The organism is Paenibacillus sp. FSL H3-0333, assembly GCF_038002805.1.
Taxonomy (GTDB): Bacteria; Bacillota; Bacilli; order Paenibacillales; family Paenibacillaceae; genus Paenibacillus_AQ; species Paenibacillus_AQ silagei.
On record NZ_JBBODG010000001.1, the window covers coordinates 5,657,047 to 5,675,850 of the forward strand.

The window sequence follows — 18,804 nt, forward strand, 5'->3', positions numbered from 1 at the left end:
GCTGCCTTTGCACTTCATCCGTTATTTCTGATTGGCAGAAACTACCTTATCGACTTCCGCTGTCATCTCACTCTTGACCTCATCGAAGCTGCGGTTATCCAGGATGAAGCTGGCGAAGCCGTTCTCCACAATCGCTTTCAGTTCGCTGCCGTAGGGCACGCTGAAGGTGTCCGGCATTTTAATATTCGGATCGAACAGCGTCTTGGAGAGGGAGGCGGTATCGATCAGATCTTTATTTTCCCCGAAAAAGCTATTGATCAGCTCCGCTCCGTCCACACCCTTGAACGAAGGAATCTCCTTGGTGAACTTGTAGGCTTCCTTGGACATCCAGCGGATGAAGTCATACGAGGCTTCCTTATTCGCTGATTTCGCGCCCATGGCCAGGCCGCCGCCGGAGATATTCGTCATGCCCAGTTCCTTACTGTCCACCGAACGCGGCAGCGGGGCGTACATGCTTTGGAATTCATGCGGGAATTTCTCCAGGTTCAGCGCTGCCCGGACAGCATAGCTTGGCACAGCCAGCATACTGGCATTTCCGGCAAAAAACTGCTGCAGCACATGATAGTTCGAGGCCAGCACATCCGCATACGGCTCAGCGCTCTTATCTTCCTTCTCCATCGTGCGGCGGAGGTTGAAGAAGTATTCGAAGGACGGATCGTCAAAAATCGGCTTCAAGTCTGCGCTAAGCTGCGGATGCGGCTTCTCGGTGTATGCGATAATGTTCGGATATTCGCCCCAGGTGTGGAAGTAGGTTCCGAAGTGCTCGGGTGTCGTCAGCTTCTTGGCATACTCACGGAAATCATCCCAGGTCCAGCCCATCTCCGGCAGGGACAGCCCTGCAGCTTCCAGATGATCCTTGTTGAAGACCGTCAGCCACTGCGTGGAGCTGGGCAGAATGCCGTAGACCTTGTCTTCCAGCTTCAGCAGCTTGGAATATTCATCCTCGGGTTTAATACTCTCCTGTTCAAAAAAGGAGTTAAGCGGTTCCACAACACCCCGCGAAGCACGCTCCAGCAGCTCATCCTCGTTCCCGGTCATGAACACATCGACCACTTCGCCGCCCGCAACCAGAATATCCAGCTTCTTCATGAAATCCGTGCTGTCGCTGTTCTGGACCAGGGATTCATACTCCACTTCCACTTTATCCTGAGCTTCGTTATACGCCTGAACGGCCTGATAGATGGGCTCTTCCGGCTTATCGGCCTTGAAGGTGTAGAATTTGATCTTGGCTTTGCCTGCGGGCTGGGCTGTGCCGGCGGTTCCGGCAGACGGATCAGCCGAGGCTGGTGCATCGGTTGCTGCTGAGGTGTTGCCCCCATTCCCGCCGCAAGCGGTGACGGAGAGCATGAGGAGCATACTGGCAAGCATGAATGGTAGTTTTTTCAAAGCAATTCCCCCTTGATTTGTTGTCTGCAGGCTCATTATACAATCTAAGCTTTGCGCACACCGTGTACAGCTATGCGGTGTGCGCGTACACTTTTTTGACCTTTACCCTTTGACGCCACCGATGGCAATCCCGTTAATGACCTGCTTCTGGAGGATCAGGAACAGCACCAGCAGCGGCAGAATCGCGGCGACGGAGGCCATCATCATGACGGAGATCTGTGTACCGAATTCCTCCTTGAAAAATTGCATCCCGAGCGGAATCGTATACAGCTTGGTCGAATTCAGCATAATCAGCGGCCCCTGGTAATCATTCCAGGTCCAGATGAACTTGATAATCCCCACTGTTGCCAGAATCGGGCGGCTCAGCGGCAGCACCACGCTCCAGAAAATCCGTAAGAACCCTGCGCCGTCCAGCTCCGCCGCTTCCAGCATATCATTATGAATCCCGATCATGAACTGGCGCAGCAGGAAGGTGAAGTAGCTGGAGAACATCCCCATCAGGATGAGCGCGGCGTGAGAGTCGTAAAGGCCCAGCTCTTTAATCATAATATAGCGCGGAACGAGTGTTGCCTGCTCCGGGATCATCATGAACGCCAGCATCAGGGTGAAGATCAGCGCCCGGCCTTTGAAATCCAGCTTGGCGAGCGCATACCCGGCCATGGCCGAGATTACGATTGTCGCCAGGGTGGAGATCAGGGCGATTTTGAGCGAGTTCATATAGAATAATCCGAATGCCACATCACCCATCCATACCGCCTTGAAGTTAGCGATCAGATTCCAGTCGGTGGGAATCCACTGAATCGGGAAGGTCCAGACCTCCTTCTCCGTCTTCGAGGCCGCCGACAGCATCCAGACCAGCGGCATCAGGAAGAATACCGAGCACAGGGCGAACAGGACCGTGAAGATCAGATTGCCGGGCTTAAGTTTTTTCATTGTCATTGCCTTTCGTTCCTTTCGCCTTGGACTAGTAATGGACCTTGCGGTTCTGGGTTACCCAGGTAATGGAAGTCACCAGCATAATGATCAGGAACAGCACCCAGGACATCGCCGAGGCATAGCCCATTTTGAAGCGCTCGAATCCTTCCTCATAGATCTGATAGACGATAACGGTACTGGAATAGTTAGGCCCGCCGCCGGTCAGGAACTTGATCATATCGAAGATTTTGAAGGAAGAGATCGTGCTCGTTATCGCCAGGAAAAAGGTGGTCGGCCCCAGCAGCGGCAGCGTAATCCGCCGGAATTGTCCGATCCCGCTGGCCCCGTCAATCGTCGCCGCCTCATACAGCTCCTCGGGAATATTCGTCATCCCCGCCAGGAAAATAATCATCTGATAGCCCAGCAGCTGCCAGACATAGATAATCATAATGGCAATCAGCGAGAAGCTGGTATCGACCAGCCAGCGCGGCGGTTCGGATACTCCAAGCTGCATCAGGATCTGATTGACCGGCCCCTTGGACGGATGGTAGAGCGCTTGCCAGACTGCGGCGATGGCTACCGTGGAACAGATATAAGGTACAAAGAAGGCAACCTTGAAGAACGTCTTGGCGTACAGCTTCTTATGAATCAGCGCCGAGAGCACCACCCCCAGCAGCATCGTGACCGGCACCGTGCCGACCGTAAACAACACATTATTCTTCAGGGCCAGCAGGAAGCGGTTGTCCCTGAACAGTTCAATAAAGTTATCTAGACCGACAAAGTTAATCGCCGACAAGCCGCCGACCAGGTTCCACTCCGTCAGACTGAGGAACAGGCTGAACAGCAGCGGGAACACTGCGATGACCAGCATCCCGATCACCTCCGGCGCAATGAACAGCCATCCGGCGAGCTGCTCCCGTCTCTTGCGCGTCCAATACGTACCGGCTGCGGGCTTGGCCGTTTTCCGGGTAACCGCAGATTCACTCATTGCAATCTCTCCCTTGCAGTTTCAGCTTGGTTGTCCGGCAGATAGCCGCCTTCTTCCCGGAGACGGGCGCGAAGGAGGGGGACATCTACGGCATGGACATCGCCTCCGGTCTGAGCGGCAGCCAGTGCCGCAGCAAGTCCGGCAGCTTCGCCCATCGCCAGGCAGACCGGCATCACACGCACGCTGCCGAGCACCCTGCGGTCACAGGAGATAGACCGTCCGGCGACCAGAACGTTGCGTAGTCCGCGCGGCGTAAGGCAGCGGTACGGAATGCCGTGCGATTCACCAGGCCCGTAGAGCGTGATGGACTGGCTGGATCCGGCGCCGCTCTGCTGCTCCTTCTGTGTGCCATGCACATCAATGAAGTAGCTGTTGCGGCAGATCTCATCATCGAAGCTTCTGCGGGAGATGTAATCCTCCGCAGTCAGGACATAATCGCCGGTGATCCGCCGGGATTCCCTCGTGCCGATCAGTGTGCCTGTGCTCATCACTACCGCATTGCCGAAGGCTGCGGGGTGAACAGCGGCAAGCATGTCCCGGTAGGCGGCCGCCATCTTGCGTCCCTCTACCAGCGCCCCGGATACGGAGAAGGCATTCGTGTTGTCAATTCCCCAGAGATGTCCGGCATTGAAGCCTACGGCACGCGGAGCTACCATATTGTTGCACAGATGCGTATCCGGAATGCCCGGATATTCTCCTGAGCGGACCACCTCATGGATCGGGCTGTGCGGGTTCTCGGCATGGAGCTTCGGCCCGTTCACATAAGCATAATCATCCACGTTGCCAAGGATGAAGCAATGGGTGGCGGGTTGAAGATCGCCGGTCTCTTCGTCTCCCATTTGGTACTCGGCACCTGCCCATGCAGCAACATCGCCATCTCCTGTGCAATCGATATATACGGCTGCCCGGAAGGCCTGCAGGCCGCTTTTATTGAGAAGGAGGAGTGTGGTGATGTTGCCGTGTTCGTCTCTGTCCACATCCGCAAGCGCGGTCAGGAACAGGATGTGGGCACCCGACTCCGTTACGAGATCGTCATAGACCCGCTTGAGCTTCTCCGGTTCGATCGGCACCCAGTCCATCGCATCCTCCGGCACATGCGGCATTTGAGCCTTTAAGGTATTGAACACCTTGGCCGCGAGACCACGGTAGACCATCTTCTCTTTGTCCGAGAATGGGCACCAGGCCGGTACAAGGCCGGAGGTTCCCATTCCGCCAAGGCTCCCGGTCGCTTCGACCAGCAGTGTCCGCGCCCCTTCCCTGGCCGCCGCCGCTGCGGCGGTGCAGCCCGCCGGCCCGCCTCCGACTACAATTACATCGTAGGAGGCGTTCAGTGGGATTGGTTTACTTTTCAGCGTATACGTATCGTTCTCCATTTGGCTCTCACTTTCCCGGCGGGTAGTCCTCTTTCCGTGAAGCCCTCCGCCGCTCTTCTATACGCTAATTTTAGCAAGAGACTTTGGCGGATACGGTATAGCTTTCATACGCGTTAATGTGTATTATTTTGACTCTCATTTCCAGCCCTAAGCGCCTGCGCTAACAAGCGCAGATAGGCGTTAACATACCAAAAAAACCGTTCTTACAGAAGTAGGAGGTCTCCCTCCAACTCTATGAAAGAACAGTTTCTTAGGTCAGGTATGTGGTGGCTGGTGGCAGTGGCAGCATCCCGCGAATCAGGGGCACTTTTGCACCTCATTGGCTCATCCAGCCGACTTTTGCGGAAATCAGGGGCACTTATACACCTCATTGGCTCATCCAGCCGACTTTTGCGGAAATCAGGGGCACTTATACACTTCATTGGCTCATCCAGCCGACTTTCGCGGAAATCAGGAGCACTTTTGCTCTTCATCCCCACGCAAAAAAAGGATACAGCCGCAAAGCATCATTTGGTCAGGATTGCGGCCGTGCCCTTTGCTGTTATCTTACGCAAATTTGCAGACATTGTTTCATTTTTATTTCAAATTCGACAGAATCGCACTGAGAATCAGGCCTGTGTCCAGGGCCATATCCTCAAAATCAGCCACAGGCAACGGATTCTTGCCTACTCCCAGCTCTACGGTGAAGCCCGGCTTGCGGAAGCGCTCGATGAACCAGTCCTTGTAGCCGGCATCGCTGCCGGTCAGCTCCACCGCTCTGTAGCCGCTCACCGCCGCAAGCGCCGCTGCCCACTGCTTACTCTCCGGCGGCTCATAGCCCCGGTAGTTCCAGTAGATCTCTGCCCCCTGGCTGTGCAGGGATACGGCGGCATCGCCCGGAACCCGCTCGGCCAGCGCCGCCAGTGCCGCCGCCTCCGGCTCACTGAGCGGCGCCGGGCCGCTGTAATCGCGCGGCGCCGGGCCGGGCACCTGCCGCCGGTCGCGTTCCTCCTCCCAGTGTGCGGGGAACTGGTCTCCAAGATCGACACCGCGGATGTTCGCCTTCCAGTGCCGGAAGCTGCGCCTGCCGCAGTTCCACCTCATCAGCTCTGCATAATGAGGATGGTCCGGCATCGCCCCTTCCTGCACCAGCTCGACACCGTCGGGATTCGCCATCGGCACGGCCCAGAGTGTCCAGTCCCGGTGCCAGTCCACAGGCTGACGCCCGTGCCAGTCCGCACCTGATTCATAAGCAGCCGCATATTCTTCAAGAAAGCTCATCAGACACGGGGACGTCAACCATTCGTTGGCATGCAGCGCGGCATTCACATGCAGGTGACGCGGGCCGCTGCCGATCCGCAGCAGGCGGAGCGGCTTGCCGAGCACACTGTGGCCTATAACCTCGCTGCTGACAAAAGAATAGCGGTCCGCAAGTCTTGCAGCATCCGCCTCTATCTCAGCCGGTCCGTATTCCCCGTGCAGATAAACCTCTGTCCCCCGGGTGGCCGCCGGAATCACCAGCACCTTGCCCGGCAGGCAGATACGTCCCGAGCTTACCCCGGGATTCAGCATCTCCAGCTCATCTATGCCAACCCCGAACAAGGACGCGATGCTCTGCGCATCGTCCCCCGCCTGCACCGCATACCGCTTGCGCGGGGCAGACGGCAGGAACAGCACCTGCCCCGGATATAAGTACGGCTGGCTGCCAGCCCATGGATTCCCCTGTATGACATGCTCCGGTGTCAATCCGTGTCTTGCGGCGATACGGCTTACGGTATCTCCCCTGCGGGCAATGTATTGCTGCATAGGTCTCATCCTCCCGGCCCTCTTGTTCCGGCGTCCCTAACATCCTCCGTGATGACATACGGGACCCGGCCCTCATGCCTAGTATATGAGCAGCAGCAGCGGGTCATGTGGAAATGTAGCAACTCGGGGGTTTGTCCCTATTCAGTTCGCCGCTGCAATGCTCTTATCCTACAGAGTAGATACTTGCCATACTACCGGCGTCCGGCTGATCTGCTCGCCCAGCCAGTCCCGGGCAATCCGCTGGAAGATTTCCGCATCTCCGCTGCAGAAGAACTGGTGAATCGGACTCTCATCCCCGCGCGCCAGCTGGCCTTTATCGTAGAGGATGGTGCTGATCTCCCGGGCCGTCTCATCCGCCGAGCTGATCAGCTTGACGCCGGGTCCCATCACCCTGCCGATTGGCTCCACCAGGAACGGATAATGAGTGCAGCCGAGAATCAGTGTATCGATCGGCTCGTACTTGATGCCGTTCAGTGATTCGGCCACCGCCAGATGGCTCTCCTCCGAGCGGAATAACCCTTGCTCTACGAAGGGCACAAGCGCCGGGCAGGCTTGGCTGACCACCTGAACAAAGGGAGACAACTGCTTCAGCGCCGCCGTATAGGCACCGCTTGTAATCGTGCCGATGGTGCCGATCACGCCGACCTGTCCGCTCTTGGATGCGCTGATGGCGGCGCGGGCACCGGGGTGAATGACTCCGATCACAGGAATGGCTACCTTGGCGGAGATATAATCAAGCGCTGCTGCCGTTGCTGTATTGCAAGCAATGACGATCATTTTAGGATTAAATTGAATTAAATAGTCCACGATTTGTTCAGTGAACAATTTCACTTCCTCAGTGGAACGGGGTCCGTACGGGGCTCTTGCCGTGTCGCCGAAATAGATGATTTTCTCCCGGGGGAGCTGTCGCATCACTTCCTTGACTACGGTCAATCCTCCTACGCCTGAATCTAATATTGCTATTGCCTGCTGCACGAACACACCGCATCCTTTAACTCGTTTTGTGTAGCTTATGTAAGGCTGGAATAATGTGTACCAGGATTTCAGCCCCAATTGCAGATATTACCCCATTTGCCGGTACAGTTCAAGTAGGGAAGAAAAGCGGAGGCATAATGCAGACTCACCCGAAGCATGCCGCCACACGCAAAAGCCGCCTCCCGCCTGTGCAGCGGAAAACGGCTCCAAACCTTTTATATCAAGCTTAGGACAGCTTCCCTGCGGTTTTGCCATCCTCGATAGCTTCCGCTACAGCAGCATCTGTACCGGTCACAGCTTCGATCTCAGCCTCCACCACTGCCGCTTCTTCAGCAGCCTCATATGCAGCCACCTCGTCACGCACGGCTTCCACTGCATCGGTAACTTCCACAGCCTGCTCCGCAATGCCGCTTACAGTAGCTACATCTGCTTCTTCCACCGCATCCTTGACGGATTTGCTCCATTCCTTGACTTCGCTTACCACCGAGACTACAGCTTCTTTGGCCCTACCGTAGATCTCTGTGGTTTTCTCGCCGGCCTGGCCGGCAATAACCTGAACCTTATCCACAGCTTCCGTTGTGCCTTCGGCAATATCCTTGCGCAGCTCCTTACCCGGCTTAGGAGCGAACAGCAGCGCTGTCACCGATCCCACAATACTGCCGGCGAGTACGCCCCAGAGCAAGCTTTTGTTATCTTTTTTCATCATCAATCTCTCCTTTGGATTCTAAGTGCCTCTGCCCGGCCACCCGGGCGATCGCCTATTTCTGCTATATCATAAGCATAGAGAGGATGTCCTGTGACTGTTCAGCCCTTGATTTCGGAAGTTTTCTGCTCGGGGTTCGGCGTGATAGCATACCGGCAGCATTGGCCGCCTTCCGCCATACACTCACTGCGTGTCACCTTCGCTTCCAGCAGCTCCTCGAACAAATGCTGCTCACACTGGCAGGCCTTGCGGTACTGGGTAGCCACCTGACGAATGGGACAATTATACTCCCTCAGTGTGTATGAGCCGTCCTCTTCCTTGCTCCACTCCGCCATATAGCCCCCGGCATTCTGAATGGTTGACAGCTCCGCAACCCGCTCCTCCAGATCACCGCTCTTCATCATCGAACTGTACTGGGCAAGCATCCGCCGCTTGCGGCCTTCAAACAGCATATTGACCGCATCCGCCCCGCTCCCGTGGTCCAGCTCCCGCAGCAGCTCCAGCGCCAGATTGTGATAGCTTTTGGGAAAATGATCCTCCGCCCGCTCGGTAAGCGAATATACATGCATCGGACGTCCCATGGCCTGGCGCACAACCTTGGTCTTGGCAAGCGACTCCTGCTCCAGCTGAAGTACATGGCGGCGGACACCCATCTCGGTAATTCCCAATTCCTCGGCAAGAGCGCTGATCGTCAGCGGACCTCTCATCTTCAGCAGCGTCATAATCATCCGCCGGGTTGAACCGCTCTCCTGACTCTTCTTCGCCATAAAGGACGACCTCCTTTCTGTCTGTATGCACACAGCCCCGGCTCAGCTAGCCCGTGACCCCGCTGCCCAGCTCCTGATCCAGATACCTGCGCACCTCGCAGGCGAACTTCTCCAGAATATCCGGCAGCGTCCGGGTCATGGGGTGCAGCTCTTTGCGTTCCCACACGAAATAATCCTGAACCAGCGGCTTGCGCAAGGCGACCAGCGAGGTCAGATCCTCGTAGATCCCGCTGTCTCCCAGCACCTTTTCCTCATGGATAATAGATATAATATCCTCGTAGCTTCCGGCATCACGCATAATGAACCCGTCAATCAGACAGCTGCCCACATCCGTCACGACTTCAACGGCCAGATGTAAGCACCGTTCCTGCACCAGACCCAAGAGCGTACTGCCGTCCCAGGAAGAAGCTGCATGTGCTAGACCTTCATTAAGATCAGGGATCTGTTCAAGAATAACTTCTATTTGCTTCCGGTTGACATAATACACAGCTGACCCTCCACCCTGCGGTATTTAGTGATCTTCCTTAACATGAACTGCCGTTATTTCCCCCGCCTGCCCCGGCGCTTCAGCCAGAACACCATCACGACACACGCCGCCATAAAAACAATCAGATACGTCAATGCTTCCATCGGATACTCAAGCTCACGCATTCCGCTCACCGCTTTCTGTGCTTAATGGGTTCCAGCCTTGCAAGTACGTACAGTCTCAGATCTCGTAATCGACCGCTACCGACAGCTCCTTGACCTCGTTGATATGGGCAATGACTTCCTTGTGAGCCGGATGCACCTGATACGCCTGCAGATCCTCCATCGAGGCCACAACCGTGACCAGGGCGATATCGAACGAACGCTCCGAGTGAATCAGATCGGCCCCGACTTCAATGGACAGCAGCTGCGGAATTCTTCCTTCCATATTACGGAGGACTGCAACAGTCTCTGCGACCTTGTCCGGGGACCGGTCCTTTAATTTGAAGAAAACAATATGCTTGATCATCTATCCCGCTCCCAGCCTGATTAATGTGAAATTGATTACTCAAAATATATCATAAACTGCAGCATTACTGAAACAATCTTGGTTCATGGCCAAAACAGGAGCTTTGCACTCTGGACGAATGCCGTGATGAAATGGTAAAGTCATAACAGCTAAACTAGATGATCCGTCACTTCATTAAATCAGTACACCCGGAGGTATTATGGCTAAAAATCAGCAAGAAACACATAAAATTCAGGCCTGGTCTCTGATCAACCGCAAATATCTTGGACAAGGCGTACGGGTTAAAAGATTTCGCCGCCCCAAACGCAGCCAGATCCGCAACCGCGTTCTGCTGGCCATCCTGATGGCCAAGGACATGAAGCTCTCCCGTCTCGCAGAAGAGCTCTCCGTCTCCTCACGCAGCGTAAGCGCATGGGTATATGAAGGACGCATTCCCTCCAGAACCAATCTGGACAAGGTCTGCCGCCATTTAGGCTATCCGCCCCATATCCTGTTCAATGAAGCTCTTCTGCGGCAAAGTCCGATTGTGTGCCAGCCGACCCCATCCCGTTTCATGAAAAGAACGCTCGCCCATTCACCGCAGCACAACGCGATTCTGACCGGACTCTGCATGGTGTATGATTTCTCGGTAACCGATGTCAGCATCTGGATCGGCGTCCATCCCGGCACCTTCCGCAAGTGGCTGCACCACTGCCATCTGCCTACCCTGGCCCTGCAGGAGAAGGCCGAGAATTTCTTCCGCATTCCGCGGCATATCCTGTTCGCCGACTGCGAGCTGCATTAACCTTCATTAATAGGAAGCTGCAGGAAGAAGTGGGAACACGCACAGCATCAGGTTCACAGTAAGGTCCTTCTCGCCGCAGGGAGGGGCCATGTTGACGTTTCTTTCGCAGAAGGCAGTTACCGTTTGATCGCAAGGATCGTTCTTAGTATGTATTCATGAGTCCCGCCCTGCGGGTTCTGCAACGACTCGGTAAATGAACCTGTCTCCAGAATCTCCGTCCCGGCAAAATGCTCCCGCAAATCGGCATCGCTGAAGAAGTGGGCATATTTATCCTCTTTATATTCAAAGGTGCCCGTCTCCAGCTCTCGTCCGCAGCCGTTATGGGGGTCTTCATCGGAGAAGCTGGTGAAATAGAGCAGCCCTCCAGTCTTGACCTGACTGAGACTCGCTTCAATCAGCCTGCGGCGGTCCCCGGCGAGGAATAAATGCAGAACATCATAGCAGTATACGGCATCCACAGGCTGCCCCAGCTGACGCTCCAGCGCCGAGCCTGCAATAAAGCTAGTTCTCGGGTCCCATGCTGCGCCCAGCTCAAGCGCCGGTTCACTTAATTCTATACCGTATACTGTAAAATCAGCAGAGAACACCTTGGTATTCCGCCCATACCCGGCACCCGGAACAAGCACGGACGATACTCCTGCCTCCTGAAATTTCCGCTTCGCCCATTCTGCCGACAGGCTAGGCTCACTCCCCCAGATCATTCCCTCCTGCGCAAATCTCTTACTCCAATACCCGGTCATGCAGCTCCTTCTTTCCTATTCAGATTATGTATCTATATAGCTGTCCCCTCTTCTCTATCATAGTCCACTCTGCCAGATCCGGCAAAGTCTATGAACACAGCAAAACGGCTGGCTCCTGTAGACCAGAGAGATCAGCCGTCTTAACGTTATAGCATCTATGAAGTTAACAGCCTACCAGCTGGACTTGGTAACGCCGGGAATTTGCCCCTTATGCGCCAGCTCCCGGAAGACGATCCGGGATATCTTGAATGTACTCAGATAGCCACGCGGTCTGCCGGACACGCTGCATCTGTTTTTTTGACGGGTGGCTGAGGAATCCCTAGGCAGCTTCTGCAGTGCCATCACATCGCCCGCCGCCTTCAGCTCTCTGCGCTTGTCAGCGTACTTCGCCACCAGCTCCTGCCGCTTCTGTTCCTTCACAACCTTTGACTTCTTGGCCACTATAGATCAGCTCCTTCGTTCTTATTCGTTCAACGCCTGGATCAGCGCTTCAAGATTCTGCCGCATCAGACTCAGGTAATCGAGATTATGCGCAGCGTCTTCCTCTGTTAATCCTTCGATTGGATTCAGCACAGCAGTCTTGGCTCCTATTTCCTGGGCAATAGTATCGGCGACACTGGAGGAGACCAAGGTCTCGAAAAAGATCGTAGTCACCTTATTCGCCTTGGCGAACTCCACAATCTTGGCCATCTGTGCAGCAGACGGCTCCTGCTCCGGTGACAACCCGGCAATCGGCACCTGAGTCAAGCCATATTGCTGTGCCAGATAACCAAAGGCGGCATGCTGGGTAATAAAGTCCTTACGCTTCGTGTTCTGAAGCCCGGCTCTGAAATCCTGATCCAGCTTCTCCAGCTTGGCAATATAAGCATCGCTGTTAGCGCGGAAGGCGGCTGCATTCCCTGGAAAAGCTGCGGAGAGTGCTGCTTCAATGGTGCGGACCTCCTTGATAGCCATCACCGGGTCCAGCCAGACATGCGGATCGAGACCGCCATGGTCGTGGTCATGGTCTGCTTCACCGGCAGAGGAATCATTATGGGAATGGTCGTGACCGCTTCCTTCAGTTGCGGACTCATCATGTTGATGGTCATGGTCGTGATCGTGGTCTGCTTCAGCCGTAGCTTCCTCTTCATGGCTGTGTTCGTGTTCATGTTCGTGTTCGTGCTCTGTTCCTTCAATAACCTGGAGTCCTTTACTCGCCTCTATCGTAATCAGATCACTTCCGGCAGCACCGTCCACAATCTGCTGCACCCAGCCCTCCATGCCTGCGCCATTATAGACAAGCACATCTGCATCCGAAATATCAGCCATATCCTTTGCAGTCGGTTCCCAGTCATGCGGCTCGACTCCGGGCGGGACCAGCACCTCCACATTGGCAAGGTCGCCGGTAATGCTTTTCGTGAATTCGTACATCGGGTAAAAGCTAACCTTAATGTTCAATTTATCCGCTGCGGGTACAGATGAAGCTTCGGCCGCAGCCGATGGTGAAGCCGCCGGACTGCTGGTTGAAGCGGCTTTCGTCGCAGTGTTGTTGCCGCAGCCGGAGATCACCAGCATGGCGGTCAGGGACAAGGCGGCAAGCTGACGGATTCTGAATGTGAATGTGGACTTTGCACTCGAATTGGATATTGCTATGGATTTGAATTTCAACATATGTTCTGAGACCCCTTTTCTTCATTGGCTTTGGAGGAATACAGGCTCCGGCGGCTTTGCAACCGGATCAGCCTCTGTACGGTAATGGCAGCTAGCAGAAATACCAGCAGAATGAGTGCAATCGTGCCTCCTGGAGGCGTGTTGATATAGTAGGAGGCTGTAAGCCCGCTGAACACACCGGTCAGCCCCACACTGACGGAGATCATTATGGCTGCCGTGAAGCCCGATGCAATCCGCAGCGCTATAGAAGCGGGCAGCACAATCAGAGCGGATACGAGCAGCACACCCACCACTGGCATCGCTGCGGCAACGGTCATGCCGGTTAGGACGGCGAATGAGAAGGACAACCACCCGGTACGGACACCGCTGATAACGGCCGTCTCTTCGTCGAAGGTTAGGCTGTACAATGGGCGCCGCAGAATGATGAAATAGAGAAGACCGGCTGCAGCCACCACGGCGATCAGTTTAAGCTGAGTATCACTTACGGCAACGATGGAGCCGAACAGATAGGAGCTGAAGCTCTTGGTCAGATTCTGCTTCAGGCTCATCAGCACAACGGCCAGCGCCAGGCCGGAGGTCATAATAATAGCAACCGGAAGCTCGCTGTATGTACGGTAAGAGCGGCGCAGCTGTTCAATAATCAGCCCTCCTGCTATAGCTACAGCGAAGCCGCTCAGAGCAGGATTCCATCCCAGTACGGAACCTAGTGCTACTCCGGCAAGGGAGACATGAGACAGCGTATCGGCCATCAGTACCTGCCTGCGCAGCATCAGGTAGACTCCCAGCAAGGGTCCAATCAGCCCGATCAGGCCTCCTGCCCAAAATGCGCGTTGCATGAATTCGTAACCAAGCATGTCCAGCCCTCCTGCTCCTTGCGTTCCAGCGTAATCACGGTATCCAGATAGGAACTTGTCTCTTCCAGGCCGTGTGTAACCATAATGACGGTCCGGCCGTGGCGGCTGACATAATGCCGCATCAGCTCATAGAATCCGGTGCGGCTGGCAGCATCCATCCCGGTTACCGGCTCATCCAGTACCAGCACCTGCGGCTGCTGGGCCAGCGCGCGGGCGATGCAGATCCGCTGCTTCTGCCCGCCAGACAGCTCACCGATTCTCCGGTTACGGTACTTCCACATCTCCACCTGCCGCAGGCTGCTCTCGACGAGCGCCTCCTGTTCCTTAGTGAAGCGGCGGAACAATCCCAGCCCTGAATAACAGCCGGAACGGACCAGCTCAATCACCTTGCTCGGAAATCCGGCATTGAAGGAGGCTACCTGCTGCGGCACATACCCGATTGTAAGCCTGCCCCCTCCGGTAATTTCCCGGTTCAGCGTAACCGTTCCGCTCCAGGGCTTCAGCAGGCCCAACATCAGCTTCAGCAGCGTGGTCTTCGCTGCCCCGTTCGGTCCGGTAATCCCAATGAACTGTCCGGCCTCCAGATCCAGCGACAAGCGGTCAATGACCGGCTCATCCCCGTAACCGAACACCACATCCCTGATGGATGACAAAATCATCGTTCCTCCCCCTCTCTTTCCGGCACGATGTGGAGCTGCCATCACGCTCCCGTACCTGATTCCGTGCTCGATCCCGTGCTTGGTCCTACGGCTGCTGCCGTAGTTACTGCCGCGTCTATTGTTAGACACTTGTAATTCGGCCCAACCCTATTCCACGGATTAAACAAACTAAGTATTGATTATTATTCGTAATATTTACGATTATGTTTCAACTTCATTGATATTATCGTAATCATTACGATTTGTAAACCCAAATCAACAAATTAATCGTAATCGCACTGATTAACCTTGTTCGATCCGAACCTGCGTGCGGCAAAACATCAAAATTCAAGCCATTGGGGGCGCACCGACTCGGTCTATGTCCACCCGCGCCAGCATGAATGCCCCACTAGCCTTCGCACTACAAATTGTGTTCGGTTTTCCGCATACATTCGCATTTGCCCCACGTGCCTTCGTAGCGCCTAATCCCTATACAGCACAAAGCCGGAATCCACACAATAGATTCCGGCTTTGCAGACTATCATTTACAGAAGCAGCTATTCCTGCCCCGCCGCAAGCAGCTCCTCGACAGGCCAAGGAAGCGGATTGTTGAATGCCGTCCAGTCCTGCTTCATCTCCTCTGCGGTCAGCAGGCAGCGGTCCAGGCGGGCTTCGATATCCTCACGGTTCATCTGAACTCCGATGAAGACGATCTCATTCAGCCGGTCTCCCCACTGCCCGTCCCACTTCGCCAGCACATCCGGTTCCGCAGCCAGCACTTCCTGCTGCTGCTCCTCCGGCAGGGTAGCCAGCCAATAACCGGCGGGACCGAACTGGATCGACGGCCCTGCCTGGCTGATGGTCGCTGCCAGATCACCGCTGGCTGCCAGCCAGACCAGCCCTTTTGCCCGGACAACCTCAGAGGGCCAGTTACTGAAGAAGAAGCTCAGCCGTTGCGGGTGGAATGGTGCTCTCCGGCGGTAGACGAAGGAGGTGATACCATATTCCTCAGTCTCCGGTGTGTGTTCCTCCTTGGCAAGCTCTGCGATCCAGCCGGACGACTGGCTGGTCTGTTCGAAATCGAATAATCCCGTATTCAGAATCTCGGATAGCTCCACTTGTGCGTTCACCGTACGGATGATCTTCGCGCGCGGCTGAAGACTGCGCAGAACGGCCTCCAGCTTGTTCAGCTCTACCTCCTCCACGAGATCACACTTGTTGAGCAGCAGCACATCACAGGTCTCGATCTGATCAATCAGCAGATCGACGATATCCCGGAAGTCGTCTTCGCCCGCCGTCATATTGCGGTCCAGCAGACTGTCGTCCGAGGCGAAATCATGCCAGAAGCGGTTGGCATCGACCACCGTAACCATCGTGTCCAGCCGGGCCAGCTCCGTCAGGTCGATATCCAGCTCCGGGTTCGGGTAAGTGAAGGTCTGAGCCACCGGGACCGGCTCGCTGATGCCGGAGGATTCGATCAGAATGTAATCGAAGCGCCCCTCCGAGGCGAGATGATTCACTTCGCGCAGCAGGTCATCGCGCAGGGTGCAGCAGATGCAGCCATTGGACATCTCGACCAGCTTCTCCTCGGTGCGGGAGAGGCTGCTGCCGGATTTCACCAGATTCGCATCCACATTCACTTCACTCATATCATTGACGATCACGGCCACCTTCAGGCCCTCACGGTTATGCAGAATATGATTAAGCAGTGTAGTCTTACCGGAGCCAAGATATCCGCTTAGCACTGTTACAGGAATTTTATCCATTGTATTCTCCTTGTACTTTATATTTTCATGCTAGAAACACTCCGCAGCTTAGCGGGTCTCCCGGTGCAGTGTGACACGCTTCAGGCGCGGGCAATATTTTCTCATCTCCAAGCGTTCCGGTGTCGTTCTCTTATTCTTCGTGGTGGTATAGTTGCGGTCGCCCGTCTCCGTACAGGCCAAAGTAACGATTACTCTCATTTCAATCAAGCTCCCTTCTATTTAATCGTAATAATTACGATTTACACATTCTACACGCTCCCGCCCTCCGCTGTCAACAGCTGTCCAGGAACTTTTGGGCTCTCTTAGATTCTCTCTTAGATTAGTGTTCTTTCCTGAATAAGCTTGACGTATAGATGGAATTACAAGCGGAAGCGGCTTGGCCGCCTTCTTATGGGGACGGTACTATTGGAGCGGGAGAGTGAGCCATGAAGATACCTGTGATTATACTGAGCGGATTTCTGGGGAGCGGAAAGACAACCCTGCTGCTGAGTCTGCTGAAGGAGAGCCAGCGCAGAGGGCTGAACCCGGGCGTAATCATGAATGAGCTGGGCGCAAAAGATGTGGACGGCTATATCCTGCAGGAGAGTACCGGCACAAGTGTGGAAAAGCTGCTGGACGGCTGCATCTGCTGCAGCCGCAAGGAGGAGCTGCCGCGCAGCCTGACCGCCCTGCTAATGCGCCGCCCGGATATCATCTACATCGAGCTTACAGGGGTAGCTGACCCGGACGAGATCGCGAAGTCGCTGCTGGCACCAGCGCTGGCAGACCGGCTGCAGTTGCACCACGCCATTACGCTGCTGGATGCCGAGAATGCACTGGAGTACAGCAGCCGCTTCTCGTCCGACAAGCAGCTCGTCCGCACCCTGCGCAAGCAGATCACCACCGCTGATCTCATCATCGTCAACAAAAGCGATCTGGTAGAACCGGAGACTCTGTGGAAGATTGAGAAGATGGTCTACAAGCAAAATTCGGAATCCGAGATTGTATTCACCCACTACAGCCAGATTAATCTCGCCCCGCTGCTGACAGGCATCGCCGTACGCGAATTTAAGGGCTCTGCTCCCCGGCGCGGTCCCGGCAATATCAGCGGCGCCACCCTCCAGCGGATGAACACGGGCAGTAGGAGCGGCGGCAGCATGGCGGCAGTACATGAGCCTGAATCCGAAACGGACGGCTCTTTTTCCCAAGTGGCAGCAGTGACGTTAACCGTTCCCCCGGCATGGACCGGGAGCCTCCGTCAGGAGGAGCTGGAGCAATTTTTGCGGCAATGGGGCTACAGTCTGCTCCGGGCCAAGGGCCATGTACGACTGGCAGGCCGGGAGTCCGTGCAATTGGTGCAGCTCGCGGGTAACCGTATTTCCTGGGAGGCATCAAGCTACCCGGGCCAGCCTTATATCGTCTGCATCGGTCTGAATCTGGACGAGAAGGCAATCAGCCGCAGCTGGGCGGCCTTATTCAGTTAAGAACCCTCTGCGGGAAGGAGCCGATGAACCTTTGACAACCATTACTCCGTTCAAAATATTGCCGCTGCTCTTTTCCGCCGCTTTTCTGCTGACAGCGGGCAGCCTATGGCTGCCCGGTCACCTAAGCCTGCTGGATAGCGGCTATGTCGACACGTTCAAAACCGCATTCCTCGGCATCCTGCTGGAGGCCTTGCCGTTTGTCCTGCTGGGCGCGCTGCTCTCCTCCCTGCTCCGCGTCTTCGTGCCGGACGAGCTGATCTCACGTTGGATTCCGCGCCGCGCGCTTCCGGCTATTCTCTTCGGCTGCCTGCTCGGAATCCTCTTCCCCGTCTGTGAATGCGGGATGATTCCGCTGGTCCGCCGCCTCATGCATAAGGGTATGCCGCTCTACGTTGCCATCGTGTTCATTCTGTCCGGTCCGATCCTCAATCCGGTCGTTTACGGGGCCACCCTGACAGCCTTCCGCTCCCATCCGGAGCTGGCCTACACCCGGATGGGACTGGCTTTTGCCGTAGCGGCATGCATTGGTCTGATCATCTACGGCACCGTCCGCAGATCGCCGCTGCGCCTGTCCATCCGCCGGGAGGGAAGCGAAGAGCTGCATGACACACTACGCGGGGGCCGGGCGGCGGCGATCCTGGTGCATACGTCGGATGAATTTTTTGAGATGGGCAAATTCCTGATCATCGGCTGTCTGCTGACTGCGGGAATCCAGACCTTCATGAATCAGAGCAGCCTGTCCGCCATTGGTGACCGTCCGCTCGGCTCCTACGTGTTCATGATGGGACTGGCCTTCGCACTCTCGCTCTGCTCTACCTCCGACGCCTTCGTTGCGTCCACCTTCCTGCATACCTTCCCGGCCGGGGCGCTGCTCGCCTTCATGGTGCTGGGACCGATGCTCGATTTCAAGAACGCCCTGATGCTGCTCGCGCTGTTCAAAACCCGATTTGCCCTGTACCTGTTCTTCCTCATTGCCGCGGCCGTCTTCACCGGCTCCGTGCTCGCTTCATTCTGGCTGTAGCT

General features: G+C 55.6%; 20 protein-coding genes. 3 read left to right on the forward strand and 17 right to left on the reverse strand.

The annotated features are described in order from the left end of the window. Nucleotides 1–21: 21 nt before the first annotated feature. From MHH78_RS25115 to MHH78_RS25160, 10 genes are all read right to left on the reverse strand, one after another. Nucleotides 22–1,386 carry an ABC transporter substrate-binding protein gene (locus MHH78_RS25115; RefSeq protein ID WP_341169181.1) on the reverse strand — a complete coding sequence of 455 codons (1,365 nt, stop codon included), beginning with the start codon at nt 1,384–1,386 and terminating at the stop codon, nt 22–24. Between the two features lie 102 nt (nt 1,387–1,488). After that, entirely contained in the window at nt 1,489–2,325 is an 837-nt protein-coding gene (locus MHH78_RS25120; protein ID WP_036702263.1) for a carbohydrate ABC transporter permease, read from the reverse strand. 25 nt (nt 2,326–2,350) lie between these two features. Next, nucleotides 2,351–3,289, reverse strand: a complete 939-nt coding sequence (locus MHH78_RS25125; protein WP_341169182.1) for a carbohydrate ABC transporter permease — start codon at nt 3,287–3,289, stop codon at nt 2,351–2,353. After that, a complete protein-coding gene (locus tag MHH78_RS25130; protein WP_341169183.1) occupies nt 3,286–4,662 on the reverse strand; it encodes an FAD-dependent oxidoreductase in 1,377 nt (458 codons plus the stop codon). Before MHH78_RS25130 ends, MHH78_RS25125 begins: the two co-directional genes overlap by 4 nt. Nucleotides 4,663–5,238: 576 nt before the next feature. Next, nucleotides 5,239–6,447, reverse strand: coding sequence for a M14 family zinc carboxypeptidase (locus MHH78_RS25135; RefSeq protein ID WP_341169184.1), 1,209 nt, complete (start codon nt 6,445–6,447; stop codon nt 5,239–5,241). A gap of 168 nt (nt 6,448–6,615) precedes the next feature. Then, nucleotides 6,616–7,422: a glutamate racemase gene (gene racE, locus MHH78_RS25140; RefSeq protein ID WP_341169185.1), complete on the reverse strand. Its 807-nt coding sequence runs from the start codon at nt 7,420–7,422 to the stop codon at nt 6,616–6,618. 226 nt (nt 7,423–7,648) lie between these two features. Further along, nucleotides 7,649–8,128, reverse strand: coding sequence for a YtxH domain-containing protein (locus MHH78_RS25145; protein WP_341169186.1), 480 nt, complete (start codon nt 8,126–8,128; stop codon nt 7,649–7,651). 98 nt (nt 8,129–8,226) lie between these two features. Beyond that, complete coding sequence (locus MHH78_RS25150) at nt 8,227–8,892, reverse strand: helix-turn-helix transcriptional regulator (protein WP_076078390.1); 666 nt, start codon at nt 8,890–8,892, stop codon at nt 8,227–8,229. A gap of 46 nt (nt 8,893–8,938) precedes the next feature. Then, the gene (locus MHH78_RS25155; RefSeq protein ID WP_076078388.1) at nt 8,939–9,379 is read right to left on the reverse strand and encodes a DUF86 domain-containing protein; all 441 of its coding nucleotides are present in this window, start codon (nt 9,377–9,379) and stop codon (nt 8,939–8,941) included. Nucleotides 9,380–9,598: 219 nt separating this feature from the next. After that, the gene (locus MHH78_RS25160) at nt 9,599–9,886 is read right to left on the reverse strand and encodes a Dabb family protein (RefSeq protein WP_036702274.1); all 288 of its coding nucleotides are present in this window, start codon (nt 9,884–9,886) and stop codon (nt 9,599–9,601) included. A gap of 199 nt (nt 9,887–10,085) precedes the next feature. On the opposite strand from MHH78_RS25160, the gene MHH78_RS25165 reads away from it, so the two are divergent. Then, nucleotides 10,086–10,670 carry a helix-turn-helix domain-containing protein gene (locus tag MHH78_RS25165; protein ID WP_036702276.1) on the forward strand — a complete coding sequence of 195 codons (585 nt, stop codon included), beginning with the start codon at nt 10,086–10,088 and terminating at the stop codon, nt 10,668–10,670. Between the two features lie 116 nt (nt 10,671–10,786). On the opposite strand, the gene MHH78_RS25170 is transcribed toward MHH78_RS25165, so the two are convergent. From MHH78_RS25170 to rpmG, 7 genes are all read right to left on the reverse strand, one after another. Next, the gene (locus tag MHH78_RS25170; RefSeq protein ID WP_341169187.1) at nt 10,787–11,371 is read right to left on the reverse strand and encodes a class I SAM-dependent methyltransferase; all 585 of its coding nucleotides are present in this window, start codon (nt 11,369–11,371) and stop codon (nt 10,787–10,789) included. A gap of 210 nt (nt 11,372–11,581) precedes the next feature. Beyond that, entirely contained in the window at nt 11,582–11,851 is a 270-nt protein-coding gene (rpsN, locus tag MHH78_RS25175; RefSeq protein WP_076078385.1) for a 30S ribosomal protein S14, read from the reverse strand. Between the two features lie 21 nt (nt 11,852–11,872). After that, the gene (locus tag MHH78_RS25180) at nt 11,873–13,060 is read right to left on the reverse strand and encodes a metal ABC transporter substrate-binding protein (RefSeq protein WP_341169188.1); all 1,188 of its coding nucleotides are present in this window, start codon (nt 13,058–13,060) and stop codon (nt 11,873–11,875) included. Continuing rightward, nucleotides 13,054–13,914, reverse strand: a complete 861-nt coding sequence (locus tag MHH78_RS25185) for a metal ABC transporter permease (protein ID WP_445668067.1) — start codon at nt 13,912–13,914, stop codon at nt 13,054–13,056. Before MHH78_RS25185 ends, MHH78_RS25180 begins: the two co-directional genes overlap by 7 nt. Beyond that, nucleotides 13,866–14,573 (reverse strand): metal ABC transporter ATP-binding protein, encoded by a 708-nt coding sequence (locus MHH78_RS25190; protein WP_341169189.1) that lies wholly within the window; start codon nt 14,571–14,573, stop codon nt 13,866–13,868. Before MHH78_RS25190 ends, MHH78_RS25185 begins: the two co-directional genes overlap by 49 nt. A 536-nt stretch (nt 14,574–15,109) precedes the next feature. After that, nucleotides 15,110–16,318: a GTP-binding protein gene (locus tag MHH78_RS25195; protein WP_341169190.1), complete on the reverse strand. Its 1,209-nt coding sequence runs from the start codon at nt 16,316–16,318 to the stop codon at nt 15,110–15,112. 48 nt (nt 16,319–16,366) lie between these two features. Beyond that, nucleotides 16,367–16,516 (reverse strand): 50S ribosomal protein L33, encoded by a 150-nt coding sequence (rpmG, locus tag MHH78_RS25200; protein ID WP_036725285.1) that lies wholly within the window; start codon nt 16,514–16,516, stop codon nt 16,367–16,369. Nucleotides 16,517–16,743: 227 nt separating this feature from the next. Between rpmG and MHH78_RS25205 the strand changes: the two genes are divergently transcribed. Continuing rightward, entirely contained in the window at nt 16,744–17,781 is a 1,038-nt protein-coding gene (locus MHH78_RS25205) for a CobW family GTP-binding protein (protein WP_076078373.1), read from the forward strand. Nucleotides 17,782–17,812: 31 nt separating this feature from the next. Then, nucleotides 17,813–18,802: a permease gene (locus tag MHH78_RS25210; protein WP_341169191.1), complete on the forward strand. Its 990-nt coding sequence runs from the start codon at nt 17,813–17,815 to the stop codon at nt 18,800–18,802. The last annotated feature ends 2 nt before the right edge of the window (nt 18,803–18,804 follow it).